General features: G+C 39.2%; 21 protein-coding genes, 1 riboswitch and 1 other annotated feature. Of the genes, 6 read left to right on the forward strand and 15 right to left on the reverse strand.

The window, feature by feature from the left end; all coding sequences use genetic code 11:
* Positions 1-166 precede the first annotated feature (166 nt).
* The 5 genes from RWN13_RS19975 to gcvT all read right to left on the reverse strand — a co-directional run bounded on the left by RWN13_RS19975 (position 167) and on the right by gcvT (position 6270).
* Positions 167-1840: a formate--tetrahydrofolate ligase gene (locus RWN13_RS19975; RefSeq protein WP_314067379.1), complete on the reverse strand. Its 1674-nt coding sequence runs from the start codon at positions 1838-1840 to the stop codon at positions 167-169.
* Positions 1841-1969: 129 nt separating this feature from the next.
* Positions 1970-3406: an aminomethyl-transferring glycine dehydrogenase subunit GcvPB gene (gene gcvPB, locus RWN13_RS19980; RefSeq protein ID WP_314067382.1), complete on the reverse strand. Its 1437-nt coding sequence runs from the start codon at positions 3404-3406 to the stop codon at positions 1970-1972.
* The gene (gene gcvPA / locus RWN13_RS19985) at positions 3406-4725 is read right to left on the reverse strand and encodes an aminomethyl-transferring glycine dehydrogenase subunit GcvPA (protein ID WP_314067384.1); all 1320 of its coding nucleotides are present in this window, start codon (positions 4723-4725) and stop codon (positions 3406-3408) included. The genes gcvPB and gcvPA overlap by 1 nt, the downstream gene beginning before the upstream one ends.
* 3 nt (positions 4726-4728) lie before the next feature.
* The gene (gene gcvH, locus RWN13_RS19990) at positions 4729-5115 is read right to left on the reverse strand and encodes a glycine cleavage system protein GcvH (RefSeq protein WP_314067387.1); all 387 of its coding nucleotides are present in this window, start codon (positions 5113-5115) and stop codon (positions 4729-4731) included.
* A gap of 57 nt (positions 5116-5172) precedes the next feature.
* A complete protein-coding gene (gene gcvT / locus RWN13_RS19995; protein ID WP_314067389.1) occupies positions 5173-6270 on the reverse strand; it encodes a glycine cleavage system aminomethyltransferase GcvT in 1098 nt (365 codons plus the stop codon).
* A gap of 306 nt (positions 6271-6576) precedes the next feature.
* Positions 6577-6681: riboswitch (glycine riboswitch) on the reverse strand.
* Positions 6682-7186: 505 nt separating this feature from the next.
* Here gcvT and RWN13_RS20000 point away from each other — a divergent pair.
* Positions 7187-7402, forward strand: coding sequence for a hypothetical protein (locus RWN13_RS20000; RefSeq protein WP_314067391.1), 216 nt, complete (start codon positions 7187-7189; stop codon positions 7400-7402).
* A 70-nt stretch (positions 7403-7472) separates the two neighbouring features.
* Here the strand turns inward: RWN13_RS20000 and RWN13_RS20005 are convergent, their stop codons facing one another.
* The 10 genes from RWN13_RS20005 to RWN13_RS20050 all read right to left on the reverse strand — a co-directional run bounded on the left by RWN13_RS20005 (position 7473) and on the right by RWN13_RS20050 (position 20131).
* The gene (locus tag RWN13_RS20005; protein ID WP_314067393.1) at positions 7473-8027 is read right to left on the reverse strand and encodes an HAAS signaling domain-containing protein; all 555 of its coding nucleotides are present in this window, start codon (positions 8025-8027) and stop codon (positions 7473-7475) included.
* Positions 8027-8368, reverse strand: coding sequence for a PadR family transcriptional regulator (locus RWN13_RS20010; protein WP_314067395.1), 342 nt, complete (start codon positions 8366-8368; stop codon positions 8027-8029). Before RWN13_RS20010 ends, RWN13_RS20005 begins: the two co-directional genes overlap by 1 nt.
* Positions 8369-8500: 132 nt before the next feature.
* Complete coding sequence (locus RWN13_RS20015) at positions 8501-11332, reverse strand: MucBP domain-containing protein (RefSeq protein ID WP_314067398.1); 2832 nt, start codon at positions 11330-11332, stop codon at positions 8501-8503.
* An 815-nt stretch (positions 11333-12147) separates the two neighbouring features.
* Positions 12148-12702, reverse strand: a complete 555-nt coding sequence (locus RWN13_RS20020; RefSeq protein ID WP_314067400.1) for a DUF2179 domain-containing protein — start codon at positions 12700-12702, stop codon at positions 12148-12150.
* 182 nt (positions 12703-12884) lie between these two features.
* Entirely contained in the window at positions 12885-14207 is a 1323-nt protein-coding gene (locus tag RWN13_RS20025) for an amino acid permease (protein ID WP_314067402.1), read from the reverse strand.
* Positions 14208-14408: 201 nt separating this feature from the next.
* Complete coding sequence (gene pheT / locus RWN13_RS20030; protein ID WP_314067405.1) at positions 14409-16823, reverse strand: phenylalanine--tRNA ligase subunit beta; 2415 nt, start codon at positions 16821-16823, stop codon at positions 14409-14411.
* A gap of 4 nt (positions 16824-16827) precedes the next feature.
* Positions 16828-17874: a phenylalanine--tRNA ligase subunit alpha gene (pheS, locus tag RWN13_RS20035; protein ID WP_314067408.1), complete on the reverse strand. Its 1047-nt coding sequence runs from the start codon at positions 17872-17874 to the stop codon at positions 16828-16830.
* A gap of 103 nt (positions 17875-17977) precedes the next feature.
* Positions 17978-18184 (reverse strand) — a binding site (T-box leader).
* A gap of 39 nt (positions 18185-18223) precedes the next feature.
* Positions 18224-18586 (reverse strand): winged helix-turn-helix transcriptional regulator, encoded by a 363-nt coding sequence (locus RWN13_RS20040; RefSeq protein ID WP_314067411.1) that lies wholly within the window; start codon positions 18584-18586, stop codon positions 18224-18226.
* A gap of 133 nt (positions 18587-18719) precedes the next feature.
* On the reverse strand, positions 18720-19217 hold the full coding sequence (locus RWN13_RS20045; protein ID WP_314067412.1) for an HD domain-containing protein: 498 nt from the start codon (positions 19215-19217) through the stop codon (positions 18720-18722).
* A 146-nt stretch (positions 19218-19363) separates the two neighbouring features.
* Positions 19364-20131: an RNA methyltransferase gene (locus tag RWN13_RS20050; protein WP_314067414.1), complete on the reverse strand. Its 768-nt coding sequence runs from the start codon at positions 20129-20131 to the stop codon at positions 19364-19366.
* Between the two features lie 188 nt (positions 20132-20319).
* Here RWN13_RS20050 and RWN13_RS20055 point away from each other — a divergent pair, with 188 nt between their 5' ends.
* The 5 genes from RWN13_RS20055 (at position 20320) to RWN13_RS20075 (ending at position 25068) form a co-directional block, all read left to right on the forward strand.
* Positions 20320-20595, forward strand: coding sequence for an acylphosphatase (locus RWN13_RS20055; protein ID WP_314067416.1), 276 nt, complete (start codon positions 20320-20322; stop codon positions 20593-20595).
* A gap of 107 nt (positions 20596-20702) precedes the next feature.
* A complete protein-coding gene (gene yidC / locus RWN13_RS20060) occupies positions 20703-21662 on the forward strand; it encodes a membrane protein insertase YidC (RefSeq protein ID WP_314067419.1) in 960 nt (319 codons plus the stop codon).
* Positions 21663-21884: 222 nt separating this feature from the next.
* A complete protein-coding gene (locus RWN13_RS20065) occupies positions 21885-23228 on the forward strand; it encodes an MATE family efflux transporter (protein ID WP_314067422.1) in 1344 nt (447 codons plus the stop codon).
* A 207-nt stretch (positions 23229-23435) separates the two neighbouring features.
* The gene (locus RWN13_RS20070; RefSeq protein ID WP_314067425.1) at positions 23436-24056 is read left to right on the forward strand and encodes a DUF47 family protein; all 621 of its coding nucleotides are present in this window, start codon (positions 23436-23438) and stop codon (positions 24054-24056) included.
* Positions 24057-24069: 13 nt separating this feature from the next.
* Positions 24070-25068 (forward strand): anion permease, encoded by a 999-nt coding sequence (locus tag RWN13_RS20075; protein WP_314067427.1) that lies wholly within the window; start codon positions 24070-24072, stop codon positions 25066-25068.
* The last annotated feature ends 311 nt before the right edge of the window (positions 25069-25379 follow it).

Consider the following 25379-nt stretch of genomic DNA (forward strand, 5'->3'; position numbering starts at 1 on the left):
CTTGACTCTCTTTCATGTACATCAAGACCTACGAAGTCGAAAGATTCCACTTCATTTTGACACTCTCTCAGATTCTAATTATGGCAAAAAGACCTCCAATGTGAGCTTTTACCCACACATCAGAGATCACAATATATTTATAATTTTACTTTCTTACTTTTACAAGTTAAAACAAGCCCGTTATAACCCCTTCGGCCGTTACATCAATTTTATTAGCTGCAGGGACTTTTGGTAAACCCGGCATGGTCATGACCGCTCCAGTATATACTACAACGAAACCAGCGCCTGCTGATACCTTCACATTGCTGACTTCAATCTCAAAGCCACTTGGACGCCCCAAAAGAGACGGATCATCAGAAAATGAGTACTGAGTTTTAGCCATACAGACAGGTAAATCACCAAATCCAAGCCTAGCTAATTTAGCAAGCTCACGCTTCGCTACTTTAGAAAAGCTTACGCCATCTCCACCGTATATCTTTTGAACCACAGCTTCGATTTTTTCTTCAATACTTAAGTTAGTTTCATAAGCATAATGGAAATTAGACTCAACGGTTTCAGCCAAGCGAACCACTTCATTCGCAAGTGCTTCTCCGCCAGCACCTCCTTGTCCCCAGACATCTGATACTACCACATTAACACCTAATTCTCGGCACTTTTCTTCGACCAACTGTAATTCAGACGCATCATCTGTCGGAAATTTATTAATCGCCACTACTGATGGTAACCCAAAAATCTCACTAATATTTTCAATATGCTTTAATAAGTTAGGTAATCCTTTTTCAAGGGCTACTAAATCAGTCTCATTTAATTCCGTTTTAGCCAGCCCACCATGCATCTTTAAAGCTCTGACCGTTGCCACAATCACGACTGCAGCTGGTTCAATTCCTGCTTTACGGCATTTTATATCCAAAAATTTCTCTGCTCCCAAATCAGCGCCAAAACCAGCTTCGGTAATCACATAATCAGCCAATTTCATCGCCGTTTTAGTTGCCACAACTGAGTTACAGCCATGGGCAATATTAGCAAATGGCCCACCGTGGATAATGGCTGGATTATGTTCAAGCGTTTGGACTAAATTGGGTTTCATGGCATCTTTTAGCAAGGCAGCCATGGCCCCTTCAGCTTCTAATTGGTGAGCAGTCACCGGCTGATCCTGCTGAGTATAACCAACAATAATACGGCCTAAATTAGCCTTTAAATCAGCCAAATCGGTTGACAGACATAAAACAGCCATAATTTCCGAAGCCACAGTAATTTCAAAACCATCTTCACGAGGTACACCATTTGCCCTGGCTCCCAAGCCATCGACAATGCTTCGCAACTGCCGATCATTCATGTCCACACACCGTTTCCAAGTAATTCGATTCACATCAATGTCAAGGTTATTTCCTTGATGAATATGATTATCCAATAAGGCAGCTAATAAATTATTCGCCGCGCCGATTGCATGAAAATCGCCAGTGAAGTGAAGATTAATATCTTCCATCGGTACAACCTGAGCATACCCACCACCTGCCGCTCCGCCCTTCACGCCAAAAACAGGTCCTAATGATGGTTCTCGTAAAGCTACAATGGTTTGTTTACCAATTCTGTTCATCGCATCCCCTAAGCCAACGACTGTCGTAGTTTTCCCCTCGCCTGCTGGTGTTGGAGTGATCGCGGTGACCAGTATAACCTTGCCTCTTTCTTTCCCGCTTAATGTCGTTGGGTCAATTTTTGCTTTATAATTCCCGTACAACTCCAAACTGTCACGGTTTAAACCTAGCCTCTCTCCGATAATTTCAATGTTCTTTAATTCTGTTTGTTGTGCTATTTCAATATCACTTAAATAAGTCGCCATTTCATGTTGCCTCCCGTTTCATATTCAAAAAAGCCAAAGGTAAAGAGGTGAGGATAATAGATTGAACATATCTCTGACCACCTTTTTGCCTATGACTTTAGTTTAATCGACTTTGTCGCATTTTTCTAGCTAATCTTTAAATTGATATGACAATATAGGTTGTCTAGCCGCTCTTACTTCGTCCACCCGTTTAATATACGTCTTATAAGGGGCTCCTTTCAAATAATCTGGATCCGCATAAGCTTTTTCATATATCTCTCGATAAGCTTTGACTGCTGCATCAATGGTTTCTTTTGATTCAGTTTCTGTCGGTTCTACCATCAATGCTTCATGAACCACATTTGGGAAATACATCGTTGGCGGGTGCATGCCGTTGTCTAAAATACCTTTAGCAATATCCAGAGCATTTACTCCCGTTTCTTTTTTCATTCGTTCTAGAGTGATAACAAATTCATGCATACATGGCCCTTCATACTTCATGTCATATAAATCAGATAGCTGACTCATCATGTAATTAGCGTTTAAGACGGCATTTATTGCCGCTTCAGGAATCCCTTCCTGTCCAAGTGTTAAAATATAAGTCAAAGCTCTAACAACAATTCCGAAATGACCATAAAAGCCTTTAACACTGCCAATGGTTTTTTCCGGGGTCATGAAGGTAAAACCTTCTTCTTTATGGACTGGATAATACATTGGTAAGAAGTCTTTCAAACGCTCCTTACAGCCAATTGGACCGCTACCTGGGCCGCCGCCACCATGTGGGGTAGAAAAAGTCTTATGGATGTTCAAGTGGACTACATCAAAGCCCATATCACCCGGACGTACAATTCCCATAATGGGATTAAGATTGGCACCATCATAATAATTCAAGCCACCCGCATCATGGATGATTTGCGTAATTTCTGTTATATTTTCTTCAAAGAGCCCGACTGTACTTGGATTCGTCAGCATCAAGCCTGCTGTATCGTCTCCAACCGCTGCTCTTAAGGCATCTACATCGACTAAGCCATTTTCTTTTGATTTAATATTTACCGTTTCGTATCCGACCATTGACGCACTGGCGGGATTAGTTCCATGGGCCGCATCAGGCACAATAATTTTATTGCGTTTCGGGTCGTTATTGGCTTTGTGATAACCCTTAAACATCAATAGCGCCGTTAATTCGCCGTGAGCTCCAGCTGCAGGTTGAAAAGTCATATAATCCATACCTGTAATTTCAGTTAATAGGGCTTCGGCCGTTTTAAAGACTTCAAAGGCTCCTTGTACGGTGTGCTCTGGTTGTAGCGGATGAATTCCGGAAAATCCTGGTAGATTAGCCATTTCATCATTTATCTTGGGATTGTATTTCATGGTACAAGAACCCAGTGGGTAAAAACCGTCATTAACGCCAAAAGTTTGTTTTGCCAATTCTGTGTAATGGCGACTGACATCTGGCTGAGCCACTTCTGGTAAACGCAGTTCCCGCTTTCGAGACAGCTCCTCAGGAATTTTAAATTCTGGCACATCCAGCTCTGGTAACATGGCGTTAAAACGGTCAGGCTGACTTCTTTCAAATATAAGTTTCATTAGACGGTTACCTCCTTAAGGACTGTAACAAGTTGATCGATTTGTTCCTTTGTGTTCATTTCAGTAGCACACCATAGGATGTCCTTTCCTAGTGGGTAGCCACCTAAAATATGATGCTCTTCTAATTTTGCCATCAATACCTCTGGTGCAACTGGCGATGAGGTTAGAAATTCATGGAAAAACGGACCTGAATAACATAAATCAAAACCAGAAATGTTTGTTAATTCCTGAGCCAAATAATGTGCTTTAGAATAGCTTTGACGTGCCACTTCCTTAACTCCTTGCGGGCCCATCGTGGTCATGTAAATCGAAGCAGTCAACGCGCAATGGGCTTGATTAGAACAAATATTAGAGGCAGCTTTTTCCCGTCGAATATGTTGTTCTCTGGCTTGTAGTGTCAACACAAAGGCTCTTTCACCATTAGCATCAACTGTCTCACCTGCAATTCGGCCAGGCAACGAGCGAGTTAATTTCTCAGTTGTCGCCATAAAACCTAAGTATGGTCCGCCATAAGCCATTGGTAAGCCCAGTGGTTGAGCTTCACCTGTGACAATATCCGCTCCCGATTCTGCAGGTGTTTTTAATACTGTGACCGCCAATGGATTCACGCCCATTATAAATTTCCCCTTATGCTCATGGACTAACTCGCCGATTGTATCAGCAGGTTCAATTTGACCAAAGAAGTTTGGCTGTTGGATATACATACAGGCTGTCTCCTTATCCAGAAGCTTAGCTAAAGAGCTTACATCAGTTACCCCATCTTTAGCAGGTACAACCGTCAATTCTATGTCAGCTCCTACACAATAGGTCTTGATCGTTTGAATCGTCATCGGATTAGCTGTTGCTGAAACTAAGACTTTTTTTCGTTTACGGTCAATTGTCATATTGACCGCTTCAGCTGCCGCCGTCGCTCCATCATAAACTGAAGCATTCGCCGAATCCATTCCGGTTATTTCCGTAATCATTGTTTGAAACTCAAAGATAGCTTGCAAGACGCCTTGACTGATTTCAGCTTGATAAGGCGTATAAGCTGTTAGAAATTCTTCCTTGACGGCAATTTGCTTTACAAGCGCCGGAATGTAGTGATTGTAAGACCCGGCGCCTCTAAAAATTGCTGGAAAAATTTTATTTTTAGCTGCAATATCTGTCATCGTTTTTCTAACTTCAAACTCTGATTTCGCCTTTGGGATATTTAGCTCATTAATACGCAACTCTTTTGGTACACTGACATACAGTTCTTCAAAGCTCTTCATGCCAACGCTTTCTAGCATCAGCTGTTGCTCTTCCGTTGTAGCTGGCACATACTTCCCTAACCCCATCTTTTACGCCTCCTCGGCAACTAATTTCTCATACTCATCAGCACTTAAGGTATTCTCTTGAACTTCCGTCACACTACCTACTTCAAACAACCAAGCACTATACGAATCTGCATTTACTAATTCCGGTGCGTCTTCCAACTCTTCGTTAATTCGAGAAACAACTCCTGACACGGGTGAGAAAATATCAGAGACAGACTTGACTGATTCAATGTCAGCCACAGAATCTTCCGCACTTACTTCATCATCCACCTCAGGTAAGCCAATATAGACGATATCTCCCAATTGATCTTGAGCAAACTCTGTAATCCCAATCAGTGCTGTTTTGCCATCTTCTGATAATTTAATCCATTCGTGATCCTCTGTGTAAAGTAATTCTGTTGGATAAGCCATGATTTTTTCCTCCTATTTTTAAGGTCTTTTGATTTGTCAAAAAACCAATTTATCTCATTATTTTTTTTCGCGTTTATAAAACATACTGGAAACCACTTCAACTGGAATACGTCGACCTCTCACTTCTGCTTCCAAAGTCGTGCCAATTTCTGCAAACTCTTTGTTGATCAAAGCCATGGCAATCGGATAACCAAGGGTCGGTGAATGGGTCCCCGATGTGCTGTAACCAATTTCCTGTCCATCAGCAAAAATCGTCGCTTGCTCCCGAACAATCCCTTTTCCTGTAACTTTTAACCCGACTCGTTTGATGGTTGGCTCCCCTTTTTCTTCCAGGGCATGTTTACCAATAAAATCATCCTTTTGCATTTTAACAGCAAATTTTAAGCCTGTTTCTAAAGGTGAAATTTCCTCTGTCATCTCATGTCCGTATAGTGGCATGCCAGCTTCTAAACGCAACGTGTCTCTGGCACCTAAGGCTGCTGGAATCAAGCCTAAATCCGCCCCTGCATCTAGCAAAATATCCCAAACTTTTACGGCATTTTCTGGGGTCATGTATAACTCATACCCCATTTCTCCAGTGTAACCGGTTTGTGATATATCAACAGTAATACCTTGCAACTGAACTTTTTCATTAAAACGATAGTACTTAGCTGGGATATCAGCCGAATTCATTACTTTTTTTAAAATATCAGTAGAGCTAGGACCTTGAAGAGCCAAAATAGCTGTTTCGTCAGAGCGATCATCCATTTGACATTCACCAAAGATATGCTCTTTTATCCACTTTCCATCCTTATGACGGTTTGCTGCATTCACTACTAGCATATAAGTCTCTATCGAATATTTATAAACAATAAAGTCATCAATCACGCCCCCATGGTCATTTAACATCACGGTATAACGGACTTGACCATCCTCCATATTAGTAAAGTCATTGGATAAAAGATAATTCACATTGGCTAAGGCGTCTTTTCCAAGTATAAAAATCGCCCCCATATGCGACACATCAAACAGTCCTGCTTTCTCTCTGACTGCTTCATGCTCAATCATTAGACTACTTGGCTTATAGGTTACGGGTAATAAGTAACCAGCAAATGGCACCATTTTTCCCCCTCTTGCCACATGGGCATCGTAAAGAGGTGTTTTCAATTCTGACATCCTATTCAATCCTTTCGTTTTAAGAAATTAAGAAACGATCTTTCACACTCTGACATCATTCTATCAATATTCGTCATTTAATGGAAGAGCAAAGTCAAAACTTCTTATTTTTTTCGATAAACCTAACAAAACACGAACATTAAAACGGTATACAATTTAAATAGTTAAGCGAAAAACCAAAACTAAAACCTGATAAAAAACAGAGGAACACACTTAAATAAAGTGCATTCCTCTGTTGGGGTACCTGAGAGATTTCTCCCCAAAATAAGGGAATTGCTCCTTCGGTGACTATGCTTTCCAGAGAGTCGTCCTACTGCGGTCTTGTAACCTGAGATCTTCACTTGACGCTTGCAACGCCAAATTTATTCCTTCGGTGTTATTGTTAACAATAAACTCTCCCGCAGTAATCATTCGTATTGTTATCGCTTACAGCCTTATTACTCTATTATAGGTTTAACTGAAAAAAATACAAGCTTTTCACTCAAATTTCACAAATTTATATAGTCGTTTGACTTTTTTTCTAAATTAATCAGAGCTGCTAAAATAAAGGCAGGGCCTTTTACAACAACTTACTTACAAATAATAACTAAATGATCACATTTGATAATATCGACAATTATATATCGATCAATAAATAAATTTTTCAGAGAGTTAATCGTTGATATAACAATGTTTATAGAAAAAAATCTGAATATAGCTGAAGTTTAGATATGCATAATAGTTGTTATTTTAGCTAATTTTTAATAGAATGACATTAAATTTAGAAAGATTATGTTATTTAATCTGTAAATTCGTTTTTAACTTTATGGAAGTTGTGGTTAAAAGACAATCTATTTTTGAAACACCGAGGGTAGCTCGTCTTAAATGTAACTGTGTGAAAACATCCTGGAACAAATTCAAATAAGAAAGATGGTTGGTGAACGCAATGCAAAAAAATGATGTCTCTATTGGAAAAAAATGTCAGTGTCAGAGTGTTTTACTAGGTGACGTTTTCGAAGGTGATGTTGTGGCCTTGTACGAAAATACTTGTATTGTAGAATTAAAAAATTGTGCACCGCAAGATACGGCAAGAGCCTTGGAATTTAATAATCGATTTGTCATTCGGTTTGAAGACATGACTGCCGCCTCATAATCAACTGTCAACATATGAAATCAACTGGCGACAGTATTCATTATCAGATGAATGCTGTCGCTTTAGTTTGTTACCTTAGTTTTGAGAAACTCAAGGATATATTATGCAAAAAACCTTTCAAAAATTTCCATAGTTTGCGGCTGGTTAGGTAGAGAAGACCCGCTACTAAAAAAGAGATAATCAAGGCTAACCAGTAGGGAGCTTGCCAAAAACCAAAATCCAAGATAACAAAAGGAAGGTCTATTCCCCAAAGTCCACTGATGCCTTTCAGAACAACCCCTAATACGATAATAATTGAACTTGCATAGAAAGTAAAAGAGGTAATAGCAACAAAGGGGATAACAAACATCCCTTTAATTCCAACAACAAAAGAAAATTTTATCATCGTGATCAAACTTTTCAAGTTAAACTTGGTATTTTTCACGATAACCTCACTACCATAAGATTTCGCTAACTCTTTAGGATTTCCAAATCCTGCTAGCACCTCTTCAATCTCACTTCCCTCCACAATCCGCTCATAAATATGACTGCCTACCTCTTCCATGATATCTCGTCTCTCGATTTCACTAAGATAGTTCAATTGACCATCCAATTCACTTAAATACGCTTTGACCTGCTTGTCCATTATTTCTCCTCCTCAAATGTCTGAATATCTTCAATCGCCTTTACCAGATGTTGCCACGAAATGGTCATTTCCACTAAGTATCTGATACCTAAATCTGTTATTTTATAATACTTACGGCGAGGAAAATCGTGATTTTCCTGCCAATAGCTCTCTAAAAACCCTTCTTTTGTTAAGCGCCGTAGTAGTGGATAAATCGTATTTTCATTTGCTGACACAATTTTCCAATTCGCTAAAACACTTGTTAATTCATACCCATAATAATCATTTTCCTTTAACAGTGACAAGATACATAATTCTAATGTCCCACGCTTTGCCTGGGTTCTCCATTCTTCAATGTTCATTTCATCACCCCTCTTATACAGTGTACTACACAGTACTGTGCGGTACAACTATCTTTAAATAATTTTCGAATAAATCAGCCTTAAGACTAAAAGAAGTGCCAACGAATGACGTTAGCACTTCTGATTACGTATTTAAACCTTTTTTCGTTTCAAATAATTTAATACTGCCAACCCTAGTAATGCAATACCAGTTATAATTGACATTCGGGAATTAACTTCACCAGTTTTTGGCAAAGTGGTTTTAGCAGTTGCACTGTTTGTTGCTGTAGGTTTCTTAATAGAGGTTCCAGTACTTCCTGGCGTTACTGACGTTTTCGGTAGAGGGATGACATTACCGTCACCTTTTTCTGATTTAAAACCAGTCTCTGGGTCAAAGGAAATAGCTGAATTAATCTGACCTTCTTTTAAATGAATGTTTTTCGGAACATCAACTGCCCATTTGCCATCTGCATCAACATCAGCAGTAACTGTGGTACCGTCAGGGAATGTGATGATTACTTGGGTACCTGGTGTACCAGTTCCTGTTAATTTAGTTGCACCTTCGTATACCGTATCAACTGTTGGGGGGACAATTTTTGCGTAAACATAAGTAACTTCTTGGGTTGCCACTTTATGTTTGCCATTTTGCGGAGCCCCTTTAACTAACAGGTAAACATATCCAGGAATAGTCACTTTTTCAGTTTGGTAGTCATCGTTAAAGAGTCCGTTTTTGACCTCATCAAGAGCTATTTTATTGCCGGCCTGATCCACATGATGAACAATAACTTGAGTGGCTTTTTTCTTGTAGATATAGGTAACAGTTGTATCAACATCCGTGTATTGTCCGTTTTGATTGACTGGAACTTCAGTTAATTCATACCCTTCAATCACTTCTTTTTCTGTCACATATTCTTCGCCATACTTACCTGAAATCACTTTTGTAAGGGAAATTTCATTCCCTTGCTCATCTACATGTTTAATAATTAAATTTGATGGAATTTTCTCATAAACATATGTCACATCTGGTGTTGTCATTGCATAGTTGCCTTTTGCATTAGTTGGTGCGGTAACTAAACGATATCCTTCAAACTCTTTCTGAGTTGTTACGTATGGGTCAGAAAACTTGCCGGGAAGTGTTTCTGGCGCGGTCAGAACAGTACCGTCGCTAGTAATGTGATGGACAATTACCTGTGTGTCTTTTTTCCGATATTTATAGGTAACCGTCGTATCTACTTCACCGTATTCTCCTGTTGGGTTATTAGGTGTAACAACTAGCTCATATCCTTCAATTTCTTTTTGAGATGTTTCATAAGAATCCTTATATTCACCTGTCGTTTTTGTGGTCGGAATTAACGGTTGGTCATTCTCATCCAAATGCTCCACAATTAGAAGCGTCTTAACTTTTGAATAATAATATGTTACCTCTGTTGGATCTACAGCATGTTGGCCAACTTTATTCTTCGGTTCTATTTCCAATACATAACCAACAATCTGTTCCTCAGTTGTCGTATAATCATCTTCGAAAAATCCATTAATCACGGTATCTGGTGCCAATGTAGCGCCACCCAAATCTTTGTGATGAACTGTTACGATAGTTGGCTTTTTCTTATAAACATAAGTAACCTCTTTTTTATCCACACCATACTTATCATTTTCTAAGCCTACTGTTTTTTCTGGTACCAAATCATACCCAATAATTTCGATTGGTTGCGTTTGAAATGTTGTATCATAATCACCTTTTTTCGAAACTGGGTTTGATATTACTTTTCCTTTTTCATCTATAAAATTAGTAATCACTTCAGATACAATTGCTTGATAATAGTGTGTAACATTAGCCAAGCCATCTCGTTCATAGATTCCATTAGGATCGCCCTCTGTTTTAGCAGCTACTAATGTATAACCTGGAATTACAATTGGATCTGCTTCTACAAATGACGTACCTGGCTTTCCTGTATTTTCAATAACTGAATAACTTCCAATGATTGATCCATCAGAAGCGGTCAATACATGTTCTACTCTTAGAGATCCACCAGTAATTTCAAAATCTGCAGAAATATTATCTGAAATAGTTGAATTATAAATAGTTTGGTCCGAAGCATTGTTTGTCACTTGATACGTTCCAGGAGGTAATTGATCTAGAACTTCCTGCGGAACAACATTGCCTGAACCAGTGATATTTACTGGTTCACCACCATCTGTTCGAGTGATTGACCATGAGAGTGAGGCAGCTGTTCGATCTTGACTGCTTATCATAGTGTCGGGCCTATCTTTTGCACCTAATGTTATTGATGTCGGATTTGTATATTGATCAATCGACACAGTTGCGACAATTAATTCATGGTTAATACTCACCTCCACAGAATCAATAAAGCCTTCTTCAAAAAATATATTTGTTGTAACTTTGTACTCACCTGGCTCACTAATCAAACTTGTAATATCAATCGTGTTCTGAGGTAAATATGTAAAAGTCGCACCAAAAGGCAATATTGTCTTACCATTATGAGTGACTTTATACCGATATTCTATCGGCTCATCATCAGAACTTCCAATGTAGCTTCCAAAAGAAAACCCTTTTGATAAATCTAAAATATGAGAGACATTGTACATTACATAAGTTCCACCAATAGCTTGAATCGGAAAATGATCACTACTTCTAGGAGAGATTTTTTTCTGTGATTTGTATTCTTCAGAAACCCTAGTAGAGTTGATTAACTCTACTGGACCGACCTCTTCAACAACTTCATCAGGAACTACCTCAGCCACGGCTTGTTCCTCCTCAACAATAGGTTGTTCTTCAAAGGTTGTCGCAGATATTTCAGTTGATTCGGTTGTCGGGTCTGATTCTTGAGTCACTTCGACCAATGATTCCACAACTTCCGACGTTATTTCATTAGTATCTTCAGCCGTTGAAGCATCTACAATATTGTAAGGTAAACTACTTAAAATAATAGAACAAACAGCTAATTTTTGCATCCATTTTTTCATCTTATTCCTTCTTTCTTTAAATACTCGTTTTTTATACAAAAGATAATAAAAAAACAAATTCACACTATTTAATATAATATAATATATCACATATATTAGCAACACTTATTTACACATGTGAAAATAATATTTATTTAATTCAATTCTTTATCGCTTATACTCGAAACATATTGACATTTATCGCCCATAAAACAAATCATCAATAACTATTTATCCCACCGTTAAATAACAATGTTCATTTTATACATTAAAAACAAACGATTTTAAATAGCCTTTTTTATCCGACCGATTATTATAAACGATTTTGCAGTACGTTTCTATTTTTATTATTTCTCGATAGCATTCCCTTTTAACTCCTGCTCATTTTTATCAATCACTTTACATTTTCATTGTTATTTAAATACAAAAAAGCTGAACAGAGCTCAGCTTTAGTTTGATACAAATATTGTAAGGTAAATGTATCCTTTGTTAGGACGGGGCTTATATCGTCTTAAGTTTAGAAACGTGTTTTCTTCGTTTCAGCAAGTAACTAATGATAATTAGAATTAAATCTTTGACCTCCATTCTGCTTAACAAGCTCAATTATTAAGATATGTTACGACGAAATCAGTCGTTCGAATTACTCAAAGTTTAACTTTACTAACTTAAATTAAACTTAAACCCATTCAATAAACTTATTCAATCAGGGGGCAAAAGGATAAGTGATCTCCCAATTCAAACTGACACACCCAATACATAACCTATTTCCCTCTATTACCATACTGGTACTCTAACAAAAAAAGAGCATCATCTTTTTTTGATGACACTCTTTCAACTTATTGTTTTAATGATAAGTGATCGTGACGTTTTTTGACCCGTTTCGTCCAAAAACCACCACTGATATATTTAGGCTCATGGGAAATAACAAACGCACTGGGTTCCAGTTCTTTAATTAACTTATACAAACTGCGTTCATTTTTACGTGAGCTCAATATTTCCAAAATCATTCGCTCCCCTTCCCGCCCAAAACCAAAAGTAACTGTTACACCATAACCTTCATCACGCAAATCATTGGCCATGGTACTTTCTTCTTTCACTGGAATAATGGCGGTCACCATAATATACCCCAGTGCTAAGTACTCCTCGAGTCGAATCCCGATTCCAACACCAATCCCATAACCTAAAGCATAAGCAGCTAAGTTCCAGGGATTATCCAAGCGACTCAGAACCATATTTAAACCGAGAACATAAACCGTTATTTCGATGATGCTGACCAGCGGGGCAATATTACGGTACCCTTTCATCGTTAGCATAAACCTGATGGTGTTCAACGTAATATAGCTCAGGTTAATAATGAAAATCATCCCTAACATTTTAATGTCTATCCCCATTACACAACATCCTCTCATTAAATACCACTATTTATCATGGCTTCTTTTAATTATAGAGCAGATAGATGGCAGTTGCAAAGAAGGTCAACTTTCACTTAGATAATTTTAACAATTAGTAGTTGATATTAAATGTTTTCATAAAAAAAGCCCTCCCACCATTTAGTGAAAGGAGCTCTAACTTATCAGTCAGGCTTGATTCGTTTATGCCAATAGTAGAGAGGTAAGCCTATGGCCGTCAATACAAGTCCTAAGGTGGCATTTAAGGGCTGTTCCAGCAACGTATTGATCACGATGAACCCACCGCCCACAATCGCTACTAAAGGCACGATTGGATATAAAGGTACATTGTAGCTTCGAGGCGTATCAGGCTGGCGTTTTCTTAAGACGAATATCCCAACAAACGTCAATGTATTAAACATCCAGATAACAAAAATTGACAAATCAGTTAACTGATCAAAGGAGCCAGATAAAATCATCCCAATGATGATGGCAAGTAAAACCAAACCACCGTTAATCGGCATATTGGTCTTAGGGTGCAACTTAGCAAACCATTGACTTTTTGGCAACATATTTTTCATTCCCAAGGCGTATGGAACCCGCCAAGCTGCCATCGAATACCCATTAATCCCACCAAAGACCGAAATTAAAATACCGACTGTCACGAGTTTACTACCGAACCCTGGAAATAACAACGTTGCCACATCTGCTGCTGGCGTGACAGTATTCGCTAACTCTTGCGCAGTCATTACATTTAAATACGCCATATTTATCATTAAATAAAGAGCAATCACAATCGATAACCCGCCAACGATTGCTCGTGGTAAATCACGACTTGGATTCTTCATCTCGCCAGACAACGCACTGACATTCATCCAGCCATCATATGCGAATAATGTTGCGACCAAACTGGCTCCAAAGCTACTGCCAAAGGACCTGGTTCCTTCGCTTAACGGAAATAAGGTAACCGTCAAGGGGTCTTTATTTAACAACAACCCAGCGACAATTAAGACAACTAAAGGGATAATCTTCATAACTGTTGCCACAGTCTGTAAAGCGCCTGTTGCTTTATTGCCGATGCCATTAATGATCGTAATGATGATAATTGCGATGATACTTATAGGAACAATCCAAAACTGAGCTACCCCCAACAGGTTTACTGCCTGAGTTCCAAAGATGATACTCAACGCGGCAATGTTGGCTGGAAAATAAACCACAAGTTGAGCCCAACCGACCAGAAAGCCTAAAGGTTTACCAAATATTTTTTCTAAAAACACCATCATGCCACCTGTTTCAGGTATTAATGTGCCGATTTCAGCTACTGTTAAGCCACCACAAATCGCTATAATTCCGCCGACTACCCAAGCCAACATCCCCAGTCCCGCGCCTCCTGATGCACTAAAAACTGCTGTTGGTTTAAAGAACACACCTGCTCCAATGACCGTGCCTACAACGACAGTCAAAGCCGTTAATCCTGAAATCTCCTTTTTTAATGTTCTCTCCGCCATACTTCTTCTCCTACTTTCCATCATTTCTCCCGACACCTTTTTGCAGCTTAGTTTCGTGATTCTCTGCACAAAAGTGATTGGTCTATTTTACCAATTTTCAATCAAAAATACCAGACTAAATTGCCACGTGCGTTGAATTGCTTTTTAATAAAAAAGAACACTTCTCTGACCTTGGGCCAAAGAAATGCTCATTTCATCTGATTATCTTATCTCTACATGATAATCATTTATTAACGCATTTTGAATTTTATCCATAGCAGCCGTCACCTCTTCGTCCACTAGTGTGGCTTCTGGGTTTTGGAACGTCAATGAATACGCCATCGATTTTTTACCAGCCCCCAATTTTTCACCTTGGAAAATATCAAACAATTGAACACTTTGTAAGAATTTACCGCCATTCCCTTTAATCACAGTCACTAACTCCTGATTTGAAATAGCCCCATCAACGAGCAAAGCTATATCCCGTTTCATTGACGGAAACTTAGAAACAGCTTCATAATCAATCCCAACAAGATTCGAGTCTAATAAAGTATCTAAATCGAGTTCTAAGACATAAGTTTCATTAATATCATAAGCCTTTGCCGTTAAAGGGTGAACTTGGCCAATAAACCCAATAGATTGGCCCTCAAGTATAATCTTTGCTGTTCGGCCAGGGTGTAAATCAGAGTACTCTGAAGTTGGTTCAAAACATACTAAGGTCTCTGCGCCAATGACTTTTAACAGGTTTTCGACAATCCCTTTAAGTAAATAAAAATCAACAGGCGCTTTAGCAACTTGCCAGGTTTTATCTTCCCAAGCACCTGTAATTGCCATAGCTAAATGACGGGTTTCGATTGGGAGTTGACCCGCTTCAGTGGCACTGAATATATTGCCAATTTCGAATAACGCCACATCATGATTTTTACGGGCCACATTGTAAGCAATATCCGTCAATAACCCACTTGTTAGATTTTGGCGCAATACCGCATGATCCTCACTCATTGGTGATTGTAACTTAACGACTGGTCGTGGCGCTACAACAAACTCAACCGCCTTAGGTTCAGTCGTTAACGCATAGCTGATTGCTTCCGTTAACCCACTACCTTCCAACGTAGTTTGAGTCGTCCGAGTCAATTGTTGCTTACGGGTTAAAGCTCCTGGTAAGGCCTCACCACTTGGTAATGTTGAAGGCAGATTATCATAACCAAAGATCCTCGCCACTTCTTCCACTAAATCAGCTTCAATCGTAATATCCCAACGTCTAGATGGAATAGTCACTGTAAAAAGATCTTCTGTAACCGTAAAAGGGAAATCCAAGGCATCAAAAATTTCGCTGACAACTTCAGTCGTTAGGGCTGTTCCTAATGAACGGTTGATTTTTTCTAACGTAATCCCAATTTCAATTTTCGGCGCCTTTGTTTCAGAAGCCACCATCTCTCCAGAAACAATGGTGCCATCGCCAAGCTCGGCTACCATTGCGGCAGCAAAATCACAGGCTTCTTGGACTGTATTTAGATTAATGCCTTTTTCAAAACGACTGCTTGATTCACTGCGCAAACCAAATTGTTTTGATGTTAAACGAGTTGTAATCGGTTCAAAGGAAGCAGCCTCAAGAGCAACCGTTGTTGTTGTACTCACAATCTCGGAGTCAAAACCGCCCATAACGCCCGCTAAAGCAATCGGATCTTGACCATTTGTAATCACAATATTAGCGGGTGTTAATTGACGATCCTCACCATCTAATGTTTTTAATACTTCCTCGTCTTTGGCACGTCGAACGACAATCTCTTTACTGCCAATTTTGTCATAATCAAAGGCATGCATCGGTTGTCCAAAAAGTAATAAGACATAGTTTGTCACATCCACGACGTTGCTGATGGGACGAATGCCTTCATTCATCAAGCGCGTTTGCAACCATAATGGGCTCTCTTTTACTGTGACATCCTTGACAAGGCGCATACGGTAATTAGGCGCATCATTGATGTCTTCCACTTTAGCAGTTAGATAATCCTCAATCCTACTGGTTTGATCTTCTACTAATACTTTTGTTGGGAAAACTGGTTTTTGACGATAAATTGCGCCAACTTCATGAGCCACGCCACGCATGCTTAATGCATCTGCACGATTAGCCGTGATTGACAATTCGATGATGGCATCATCCATCTCTAAATATGAGAAGACCGGCTCGCCAGGTACAGCATTATCAGGCATGAAATAGATACCATCAGCATAGTCTTTGGGAATCAGGTTATCTGAATAGCCCAGTTCTTGTAGTGAACAAATCATGCCAAGAGACACTTGACCGCGCATCTTGCCTTTTTTTATTTTAACATTGCCAGCAATACGAGAATTAGGTAATGCCACAATCACTTTTTTACCTGCTTTGATGTTAGGCGCGCCACAAACAATTTGAGATAATTCATCTTCACCTACATCTACTTGGCAGATTGATAAATGATCGCTATCCGGATGAGGCACACATTCTTTGACATCGCCAACGACGATTTTTTTTAAGCCCTCTTCTGGAACATTAACCTCTTCTACTTCAATTCCTGTGCGTGACATTTTATCTGCTAATTCGTCAGGCGTAGCTGACAAATCAATTAATTCATTCAACCATTTATAAGATACTAACATAGTATTACTCCTTTACCTTGAATTGTTCTAAGAATCGAATATCATTTTGATAGAAATAACGAATATCGTTGACACCATGACGTAACATCGCAATCCGATCGGGTCCCATACCAAAAGCAAAACCACTGTATATGGTAGAATCGATATTGGACATCTCCAAGACGTTTGGATGAACCACACCAGCTCCTAAAATTTCAATCCAGCCTGTTTGTTTGCATACATTACAACCTTCACCGCCGCATTTAAAACAACTGACGTCAACTTCAACTGACGGTTCTGTAAATGGGAAATAGCTCGGACGCAAACGAATTTCACGATCGTCACCGAACATTTTTTTCATCACTACTTCCAGGGTTCCTTTTAAATCTCCCATGGTAATGTTTTTATCAATAACCAAGCCTTCGATTTGATGGAACTGATGGCTATGTGTAGCATCGTCGCTGTCACGACGGAAAACTTTTCCTGGGCTAATCATGCGCAATGGGCCTTTCGAAAAATCGTGTTTCTCCATAGTCCGTGCTTGAACAGGCGATGTATGAGTTCTTAGCAATAGTTCCTCAGTGATATAGAAAGTGTCTTGCATGTCACGAGCTGGATGATTTTTAGGCAAATTCATCCGTTCAAAATTATAGTGATCTTGCTCCACTTCAAAACCTTCAACGACCTGGTATCCCATACCGATAAAAATATCTTCCATTTCTTGCATCGTTTGAGTTAGGACATGAGCCGTTCCTTGAGGGACATGTTTTCCTGGTAGTGTAACATCCAAAGTTTCATTTTCTAAAGCAGCGTTCATCTCTGCTAATTCCAACTCACCTTTCTTCTCCTCGATTTTAGCTGCTAAGTGGTCACGAATTTCATTAGCAAAGCTCCCAACTAAAGGGCGTTCCTCCGCGGTTAAATCTTTCATTCCACGTAATACTTCCGTGATTGGGCCTTTTTTCCCAAGGGTTTCCACACGGATTTGATTTAATTCATGTAAGGCAGCGCTGTTAGCAATTTTATCAACTGTTTCAGCTTTCAGTATTTCTAATTGTTCTTTCAAAGACATGATAATAATTCCTTTCTATTGGTTTTATCTATAATCTGGATGAATAGAAGAGCGTTTGAAAATGAGCGGTCCACAGGCAAAACAAAAATAAGACCTCATTCCATAAAGGAACGAAGTCTCGCGGTACCATCCTAATTTACGACAATGTCGTACACTTTTCTTTGTTAACGGTGGACTCACCGACTTAGTTTAAACACTAAGTGACTCAGGAAGTGAACTTCATTTAGTTAAAGAGGGGTCGCTTTCAGTCAGTGGCGACCTTCCCTGTGCTCTTTTAGTCTAAATTACTCTTTTCCTTCAACGTTTTTCTCTCTATTACTTTACAGTCTACAAGAAACTATTCAGAAGGTCAACTGCTTTCCTCAACTGATAGCCATTTTTCTGACCATTTTTGGATTTCTCCCATGGCCCCCTTTAAATCCCGCCCTTTTTCGGTTAAACGGTATTCGACTTTTTTACTGTTGTCTTTATCTTCAATTCGTTCAACAATCTCGTTAAGTTCAAGCTCTTTTAATCGTTCCACTAAAACACGATCACTTAGGTTAGGAATCTTTACTGCAAGCTCGCCAAATCGCTGACAACCTTCTTCCAATAACACATCAATGATTAGCCCGTTCCAGCGCTTACCTAAAATCGAAAAACTTTTTTCAAATTTAGGACATAAGGTAAACTGACGTTCTTGGCATTCCGTACTTATTTGAATTTCGGCCATACCTCTCACCTCTCTTTTAATATAGTATAGCACCTTTCCTTACTAATTATAAGCTAGCTGTTTGTGTATTACCACACAAAAGAAAAATAAAAAGTAGTCAACCAACAACTCGTTGACTACTTTAGACTCGTTCTTACCCAGCCATTCCAAACATGGAATAAACTTTATTTTTAGCATTTCTGAAAGCCGGCACTAAAGCCTCATGAGTCGCACAATACTTGTCTACCATTGTGACGATATAGCTCTCCTTGTATTTAGGTGGTGCAATAGTGGCTAACCACATATGCTTGATGATAATATCTTTTTCCAAGTCAGATAATTCAGTTAGTTTTTCAGCATTTTTCACGGCAACTCGTGGATGAACATAAGCATGGGTCCCACCATCGAATTTTTCCGTCCGCCAATCGTAATAAAATAAGTCATGCAATAAACCAGCACGAGCTGTTGCACGGGCGTTACCATTCCACTTCTTTGCCAAGCGATAGCTCAAATAAGAAACAGAGATAGAATGCTCTAACCGTGTAGAGTAGTGATGCTGCTTGAATTCACCTAGACTTTGTACTTCATCTGTGTAAATTAAATCTTCGATATAAGACATATACTCTTGATCTTCTTGCCAATTTTGTTTCAATTCACATAACTTCCTTCGTTTTTAGTGACGTTTTAAATTGATAAAACCCCCGTAGAAACTATCGTGAGGTTTACAATAATTATATAATATCACCTGCCATAAAATAATTCCACCTTATCGCACAATATTAATGTTTTCGTAATATATTAAGATTGTAATGAAAACATCAGAATCCCTGCGGCAACGGCCACATTTAATGATTCAGCTTGACCGATAATTGGTATATACACATTTTTGTCTGTTAACTGTAATAATTGGGAAGAAACACCTTGACCTTCATTCCCCATCACTAAGGCCACATGAGACTCAAGGGACAACTCTCGATAATCAACCGCTTCTGGATTAAGTTCTGTCCCAATTAGTTGAAGTCCTTTTGTTTTTAAAGCTGGAATGACCTCAGCTAAATCCCCCTCCATAATTGTTAAATGAAAATGAGACCCCTGCATGGATCTAAGTACTTTTGGATTGTATATATCGGCGCAGCCTTCTCCTAGTACCACACCAGCATAACCTGCTGCATCAGCCGTTCTTATCATGGTCCCCACATTTCCGGGATCTTGAACATTATCCAACAACAATAAATTTCCCGTCACCGTCTCTGGCAACACCTCTTTATTCAACTTAACCAAAGCCATCATACCTTGAGGTGCTGGCACATCACTAACGTTTCTAAAGACCTCATCACTCAATAAATAATAGGTGATCGCATCTGAGGTCATTGGTAATCCGGGTAACAATTCATAGCCCTGATTATTCATAATGATGGTTGTCACCATTGCTGGTGACTTTAAGGCTTCCTCAATTAAATGAACACCTTCGATTACATAATGGCCATGCTCTTCTCGGTACTTTTTCTTCGTTAGTTTTTTGATTTCTTTAATAAAATTATTTTTAGTTGAACTGATTTCAATCATTTGTTTAAATCTCCTTCTGGACTGGATTTCGCTACATTATATCATTGAATAGGAACAAGAACTATAATTCTTCGCAAATTAGTTATTGAAAAAACTTTTTTTACAGGTAAAATTAAGGTAATAATGACTTTTTAGCTAATTCTCCATGACTTGGGTTAGCTTCACTATCTTTTATAGGAGGTATTGACATGAAGAAAGTACGTATGCGCGTGAGCGGTCGCGTGCAAGGTGTTGGTTTTCGGTTTCTCACAAAGATGGCAGCAGACCGATTAGGAATCAAAGGGATTGTTCGCAATGAGCATGATGGGTCAATCTACATTGAGGCCATTGGGGCTGAAGATGTCTTAGAGGACTTTATTAGCCTGATAAAAGGATCTCCCTCACCAAGTGGGCGAGTCGATGAATGTGATATCATATACGATGATGCGATCAAAGAACGGACGAGTTTTGACGTGACTTACTAGAGTCATGGAGATAGCCGTTACATTATTTTAACGATTTCAATTGAAAAAAGCATGAAAATCTATTATAGTAGTCTTTACGAGTAAAATTTGAAAAAAGGAAGAAACTAATGAAGAAAAAATTTAAAAAATGGCTGTTAGCATCTGGGATGTTCGGCTTATTATTAACCCTTTCAGGTTGCGTTCAGACCATTAAGAGTGGTCCTAATGCTGGAAAACCAACTGGAGATGGCTGGGTATACAATCTGTTAGTTGAACCGTTCAGTAAACTGATCACCTTTTTTGTGGATATGTTTGGTGGCAACTATGGGTTAGCGATTATCGTTTTCACCTTGATTGTTAGAGCGATTATTTTGCCACTTGGTTTACATCAATCTAAAAAAGCCAGTTTACAATCAGAAAAAATGCAATTTTTAAAACCGTCTATTGACGCGTTGCAACAAAAACAAAAAGCAGCCGTTACTCAAGAAGAACAAATGGCCGCCACCCAAGAAATGCAAGCTTTCTATAAAGATAACAATATGAGCATGTTTGGTGGTATGGGTTGTTTGCCTCTTCTGATTCAAATGCCTGTCTTCACTGCCCTTTTCTTCACAATTAAATACATGCCTGGAATCGATACTGCTACTTTCTTAGGAATCAATCTAGGTAAACCAAATATGATTTTCACTGTACTGGCTGCCTTAAGCTACTTGCTACAAAGTTATTTAGGTACAATTGGCATTCCTGAAGAACAGAAAAAACAAATGAAAACGATGATGTTTATGTCTCCTTTGATGATTGGTTTTATTTCCTTAAGTTCCCCGGCAGGTGTTACACTATACTGGGTCATCGGTGGTATTTTCTCTTGTATTCAAACTGTTATTAGTAACTTTTATCAAAAACCACGGATTCGCGCACAAATCGCTGAAGAATTCCGTAAAAATCCGCCTAAAGAGGTTAAGATTCCCGTTGTGAAACCAAAAGATGTGACACCGGCACAATCTAATTCTAAAAGTTATAACGCAACCAAATTAAATAAAAATGCTCAAGGTGGTCGGAATGCTGGTCGCCAACAAAATCGCAAATAGTTTCCTATACAGTTCTACCTAAAAAGGTGGAGCTGTTTTTTTACATCCACTAGTCCTTAGAGCCTCACAATTTGATTGACCTGATTCCCCTTTTTATCGTTCCGATTACCTCTATTCTCCTTCATCCAAGTTAGATAATACATTCATTTAGCAAAATAACCTATTGTTATTTCTTTTTTTTATGATAACCTGAATAAATAGTTAGACAGTAGGAGGCTTATATTGAAAGATTTAACAAGTGGAAACCCAATTAAACTTATTTTACTTTTCACCATTCCCTTATTAATCGGAAATGTGTTTCAACAATTTTATCACATGGCCGACATGATTATCGTCGGTCAAGTGCTCGGTAAAAATGCTCTTGCAGCAGTCGGGTCAACAGGGAGCTTGACCTTTTTGATTATTGGTTTTGCCCAAGGACTGACGGCTGGATTATCCATTATCGCTGCTCAGCGCTTTGGGGCACGGGATTACCAAGGGATCAAGCGCAGTTTTGCCATGAGCATCTTAATTAGCGCCGTAGTAACGGTCGCTCTAACCATCCTTGGGTTATTGTTTATTCGACCAATGTTGGTCTTGATGCAAACACCAGCTGAAATTATCGATGATGCCTATACCTTTATTGCCATTATTATCATCGGAATCTTTGCCGCAATGGCCTTTAACTTATTATCCAATGTCATTCGGGCTTTGGGAGATAGCCGTACACCTTTACTGTTTTTAATCGTTGCTAGCGTAGTGAATGTGGCCTTAGATGTGTTGTTAATCGTCTATTTGGACTTCGGTGTCGCGGGAGCAGGGATTGCAACCGTTTCTGCCCAAGCCGTTTCCGCTATCCTTTGTATGCTGTATATTAAGCGGAGTATTCCTCAACTCCAACTTTCCAAACGTGACTTTAGCTTAGCTTGGGATGAATGTTACACCCATATTCGAATCGCCTTGCCAATGGCCTTTCAAGCGTCAATCATTGCCATTGGAGCGATTATCCTGCAGACTGCTCTGAACGGTTTAGGAACGGATGTCGTTGCGGCACAAGCCGCGGCTAGTAAGATTGACCAATTCGCCGTATTGCCAATGGCCTCATTCGGCGTAACCATGGCCACTTACACCGCCCAGAATTACGGTGCCAAAGAATATCAACGAATCCTTAAGGGGGTCCGTCAGTGCCTAACCTTAAGCATTGGATTTAGTATTGTGGCTGGTTTGATTGTCATCCTATTCGGAGGTAAATTAGTGACTCTGTTTGTCAGCCCTAAAGAAACTGCTGTCATCAGTCTAGCTCAAACCTTTTTCAATATTAACGGCAGCCTCTATTGGATTCTAGCCATTCTCTTTATTATTCGCTACACCTTACAAGGCCTTGGCCAAAGCGTCATCCCAACCATTGCTGGGATTGTAGAATTAATCATGCGTTCCTTTGCCGCTCTTGTTTTAACGGCCATGTTTGGTTTTGCTGGAGCCGCGATTGCTGGCCCACTCGCATGGGTTGGCTCAGTGGTTGTCCTCCTTTATTCCTACTTCAAAGCAGTTAAGAAGCTAAAACAGCTCTCTTTGGATAGCCTTTAAACACAAAAGTCATCGGACTTTTGTGTTTTTTTGAAACTTGCTCAATAGTCCTTACCAGATCCATACAAAATGAAATAACTAGTACTTTCACTGAAATATTCAATGAAAATTACTAAATAAGCTCATTTAGCCATAGTTAAAAAACCCTTTTTATGTTAACATTGAACTTGTGTTTTTAACTTCAATTATAGTTAGGAGATTTTTATCATGTTTGCAAGAAACAAAAAAGATCAATTCGCCGAATTACTCCATGATATGACTGTCAATCTAAAGGAAGCGGCTACTTACTTTTCTTCTTTTTCTTTAGAGAAACCCGAGGACGTCAGTGTTTTTTCTGAAACAATCAACAACTATGAATCTAAAGGCGATAGACTAGTCTACCAAATGATTGTTCAACTCAACGACACGTTTATTACGCCAATCGAGCGGGAAGATATTTTAGAACTGACCAACCGCATCGATGATGTCCTAGATGCCATGGAAAAAGCGGCCCTTTCCTTTGAAATTTGCCACTTATCCAAATTTAACAACGTTATCACTAAAATGGCTGCTGAGATTTCAGGAGCTACCGATGAAATCGCTACAGCTGTAGATCATATTTTCACCAAAAAATTAAAATTAATCAATGCCCATTCCAAAAAAATCAAACAACATGAATCGACTTGTGACGCCCTTTATCGTGAAGCGTTGCTCGCTCTATTTCAAGATGAACAAGATCCAATTCGTTTAATCCGTTATAAAACGGTATACGAAAACCTCGAAGAAATCGCGAACTTCTGTGAAGATGTCTCTAAGACCCTCAACTCAATCGTGATGAAAAACGCTTAGGGGGCCGGTTTAGATGGATCAAATGTTTTTTGTCACCGTCCTAATTGTCATCGCCGCCTTAGTCTTTGATTTGATCAATGGCTTTCACGATACAGCAAATGCGATCGCCACAAGCGTCTCAACCAAAGCTTTAAAACCAAAACATGCCATCATGATGGCTGCTGTGATGAACTTCCTAGGAGCTATTTCGTTTACGGGAGTTGCCAAGACAATTACAAAGGGGATTGTTGACCCCATCACCTTACCTAAAGGTGAAATAGTGATTTTAGCGGCGCTAATTTCAGCCATTATTTGGAATCTAGTGACGTGGTACTTTGGTATTCCCAGTAGTTCTTCTCACGCACTAATCGGTGCGATCGCAGGTGCCGCCATTGCATCTGCTGGCTTTAGTGCTATCAAATATTCTGGCTTTGTTCTGATTATTATTGGGCTAATTGCTTCGCCAATCATTGCCTTTATTGTCGGTTATCTTGTTTATACCTTGATTAAGACGGTTTTCAAAAATGCCAATCTGTCAAAAGCTAATAATCGTTTTCGCTTATTTCAGATTTTAACTGCCGCTCTCCAGTCTTATACTCATGGTACCAACGATGCCCAAAAAGCTATGGGGATTATCACAATGGCTTTAATTGCCAATGGCTATCAAACCGGTGATGACGTCCAACGTTGGGTCCAAATCGCCTGTGCCACTGCCATGGCTATCGGAACCAGCATTGGTGGCTGGCGGATCATTAAAACTGTTGGTGGTAAAATCATGAAAATCAAGCCCGTAAGTGGTGTGGCAGCCGATGTTAGTTCCGTCATGATTATTTTCAGCGCCACTCTCTTCCATTTACCCGTTAGTACAACCCACGTTATCAGTTCGGCTATTATGGGGGTTGGTGCCTCACATCGAATCAAAGGAGTGAAGTGGGATACCGGTCAACGCATGCTTTTCACCTGGGTCATCACACTTCCGATTTCTGCTGTTATTTCAGCAATTATTTTCACAATCTTAAAGCTCTTTATTTAGTCACTATTTCACGACTTGACAGGAAACTGTTGAGTCGTTTTTTTCGCCACTTAGATAGTCAACAAAAACCTTATTGAAGCGCCTTTTCATCATAAAGCCAACCAGAGAATCAATTGTCGAAATTATCTAAAAATAACCTCTGATAACCTCTCTTAAACCACTCTCATTTGTGCACATTTCACTAATAAAAAAAGTTGATTTTTTTAGCTTGCAATTTCTATTTTTACATGTTATCTTTATGTCAAATACAAATAGTTGATTTGTTAGGTGAGGCTTCTATACAAACACAGGATGCTGCCCAGAAACATCGA

Origin of the sequence: uncultured Vagococcus sp. (assembly GCF_963518325.1) — a bacterium.
Taxonomy (GTDB): domain Bacteria; phylum Bacillota; class Bacilli; order Lactobacillales; family Vagococcaceae; genus Vagococcus_D.

Coding starts and splice junctions, on each gene's coding strand:
- RWN13_RS19975 (WP_314067379.1), bottom strand. CDS start 1,840: ATGGCGACTTATTTAAGTGATATTGAAATAGCACAACAAACAGAATTA.
- gcvPB (WP_314067382.1), bottom strand. CDS start 3,406: ATGAAACTTATATTTGAAAGAAGTCAGCCTGACCGTTTTAACGCCATG.
- gcvPA (WP_314067384.1), bottom strand. CDS start 4,725: ATGGGGTTAGGGAAGTATGTGCCAGCTACAACGGAAGAGCAACAGCTG.
- gcvH (WP_314067387.1), bottom strand. CDS start 5,115: ATGGCTTATCCAACAGAATTACTTTACACAGAGGATCACGAATGGATT.
- gcvT (WP_314067389.1), bottom strand. CDS start 6,270: ATGTCAGAATTGAAAACACCTCTTTACGATGCCCATGTGGCAAGAGGG.
- RWN13_RS20005 (WP_314067393.1), bottom strand. CDS start 8,027: ATGGACAAGCAGGTCAAAGCGTATTTAAGTGAATTGGATGGTCAATTG.
- RWN13_RS20010 (WP_314067395.1), bottom strand. CDS start 8,368: ATGAACATTGAAGAATGGAGAACCCAGGCAAAGCGTGGGACATTAGAA.
- RWN13_RS20015 (WP_314067398.1), bottom strand. CDS start 11,332: ATGAAAAAATGGATGCAAAAATTAGCTGTTTGTTCTATTATTTTAAGT.
- RWN13_RS20020 (WP_314067400.1), bottom strand. CDS start 12,702: ATGGGGATAGACATTAAAATGTTAGGGATGATTTTCATTATTAACCTG.
- RWN13_RS20025 (WP_314067402.1), bottom strand. CDS start 14,207: ATGGCGGAGAGAACATTAAAAAAGGAGATTTCAGGATTAACGGCTTTG.
- pheT (WP_314067405.1), bottom strand. CDS start 16,823: ATGTTAGTATCTTATAAATGGTTGAATGAATTAATTGATTTGTCAGCT.
- pheS (WP_314067408.1), bottom strand. CDS start 17,874: ATGTCTTTGAAAGAACAATTAGAAATACTGAAAGCTGAAACAGTTGAT.
- RWN13_RS20040 (WP_314067411.1), bottom strand. CDS start 18,586: ATGGCCGAAATTCAAATAAGTACGGAATGCCAAGAACGTCAGTTTACC.
- RWN13_RS20050 (WP_314067414.1), bottom strand. CDS start 20,131: ATGATTGAAATCAGTTCAACTAAAAATAATTTTATTAAAGAAATCAAA.
- RWN13_RS20055 (WP_314067416.1), top strand. CDS start 20,320: ATGAAGAAAGTACGTATGCGCGTGAGCGGTCGCGTGCAAGGTGTTGGT.
- yidC (WP_314067419.1), top strand. CDS start 20,703: ATGAAGAAAAAATTTAAAAAATGGCTGTTAGCATCTGGGATGTTCGGC.
- RWN13_RS20070 (WP_314067425.1), top strand. CDS start 23,436: ATGTTTGCAAGAAACAAAAAAGATCAATTCGCCGAATTACTCCATGAT.
- RWN13_RS20075 (WP_314067427.1), top strand. CDS start 24,070: ATGGATCAAATGTTTTTTGTCACCGTCCTAATTGTCATCGCCGCCTTA.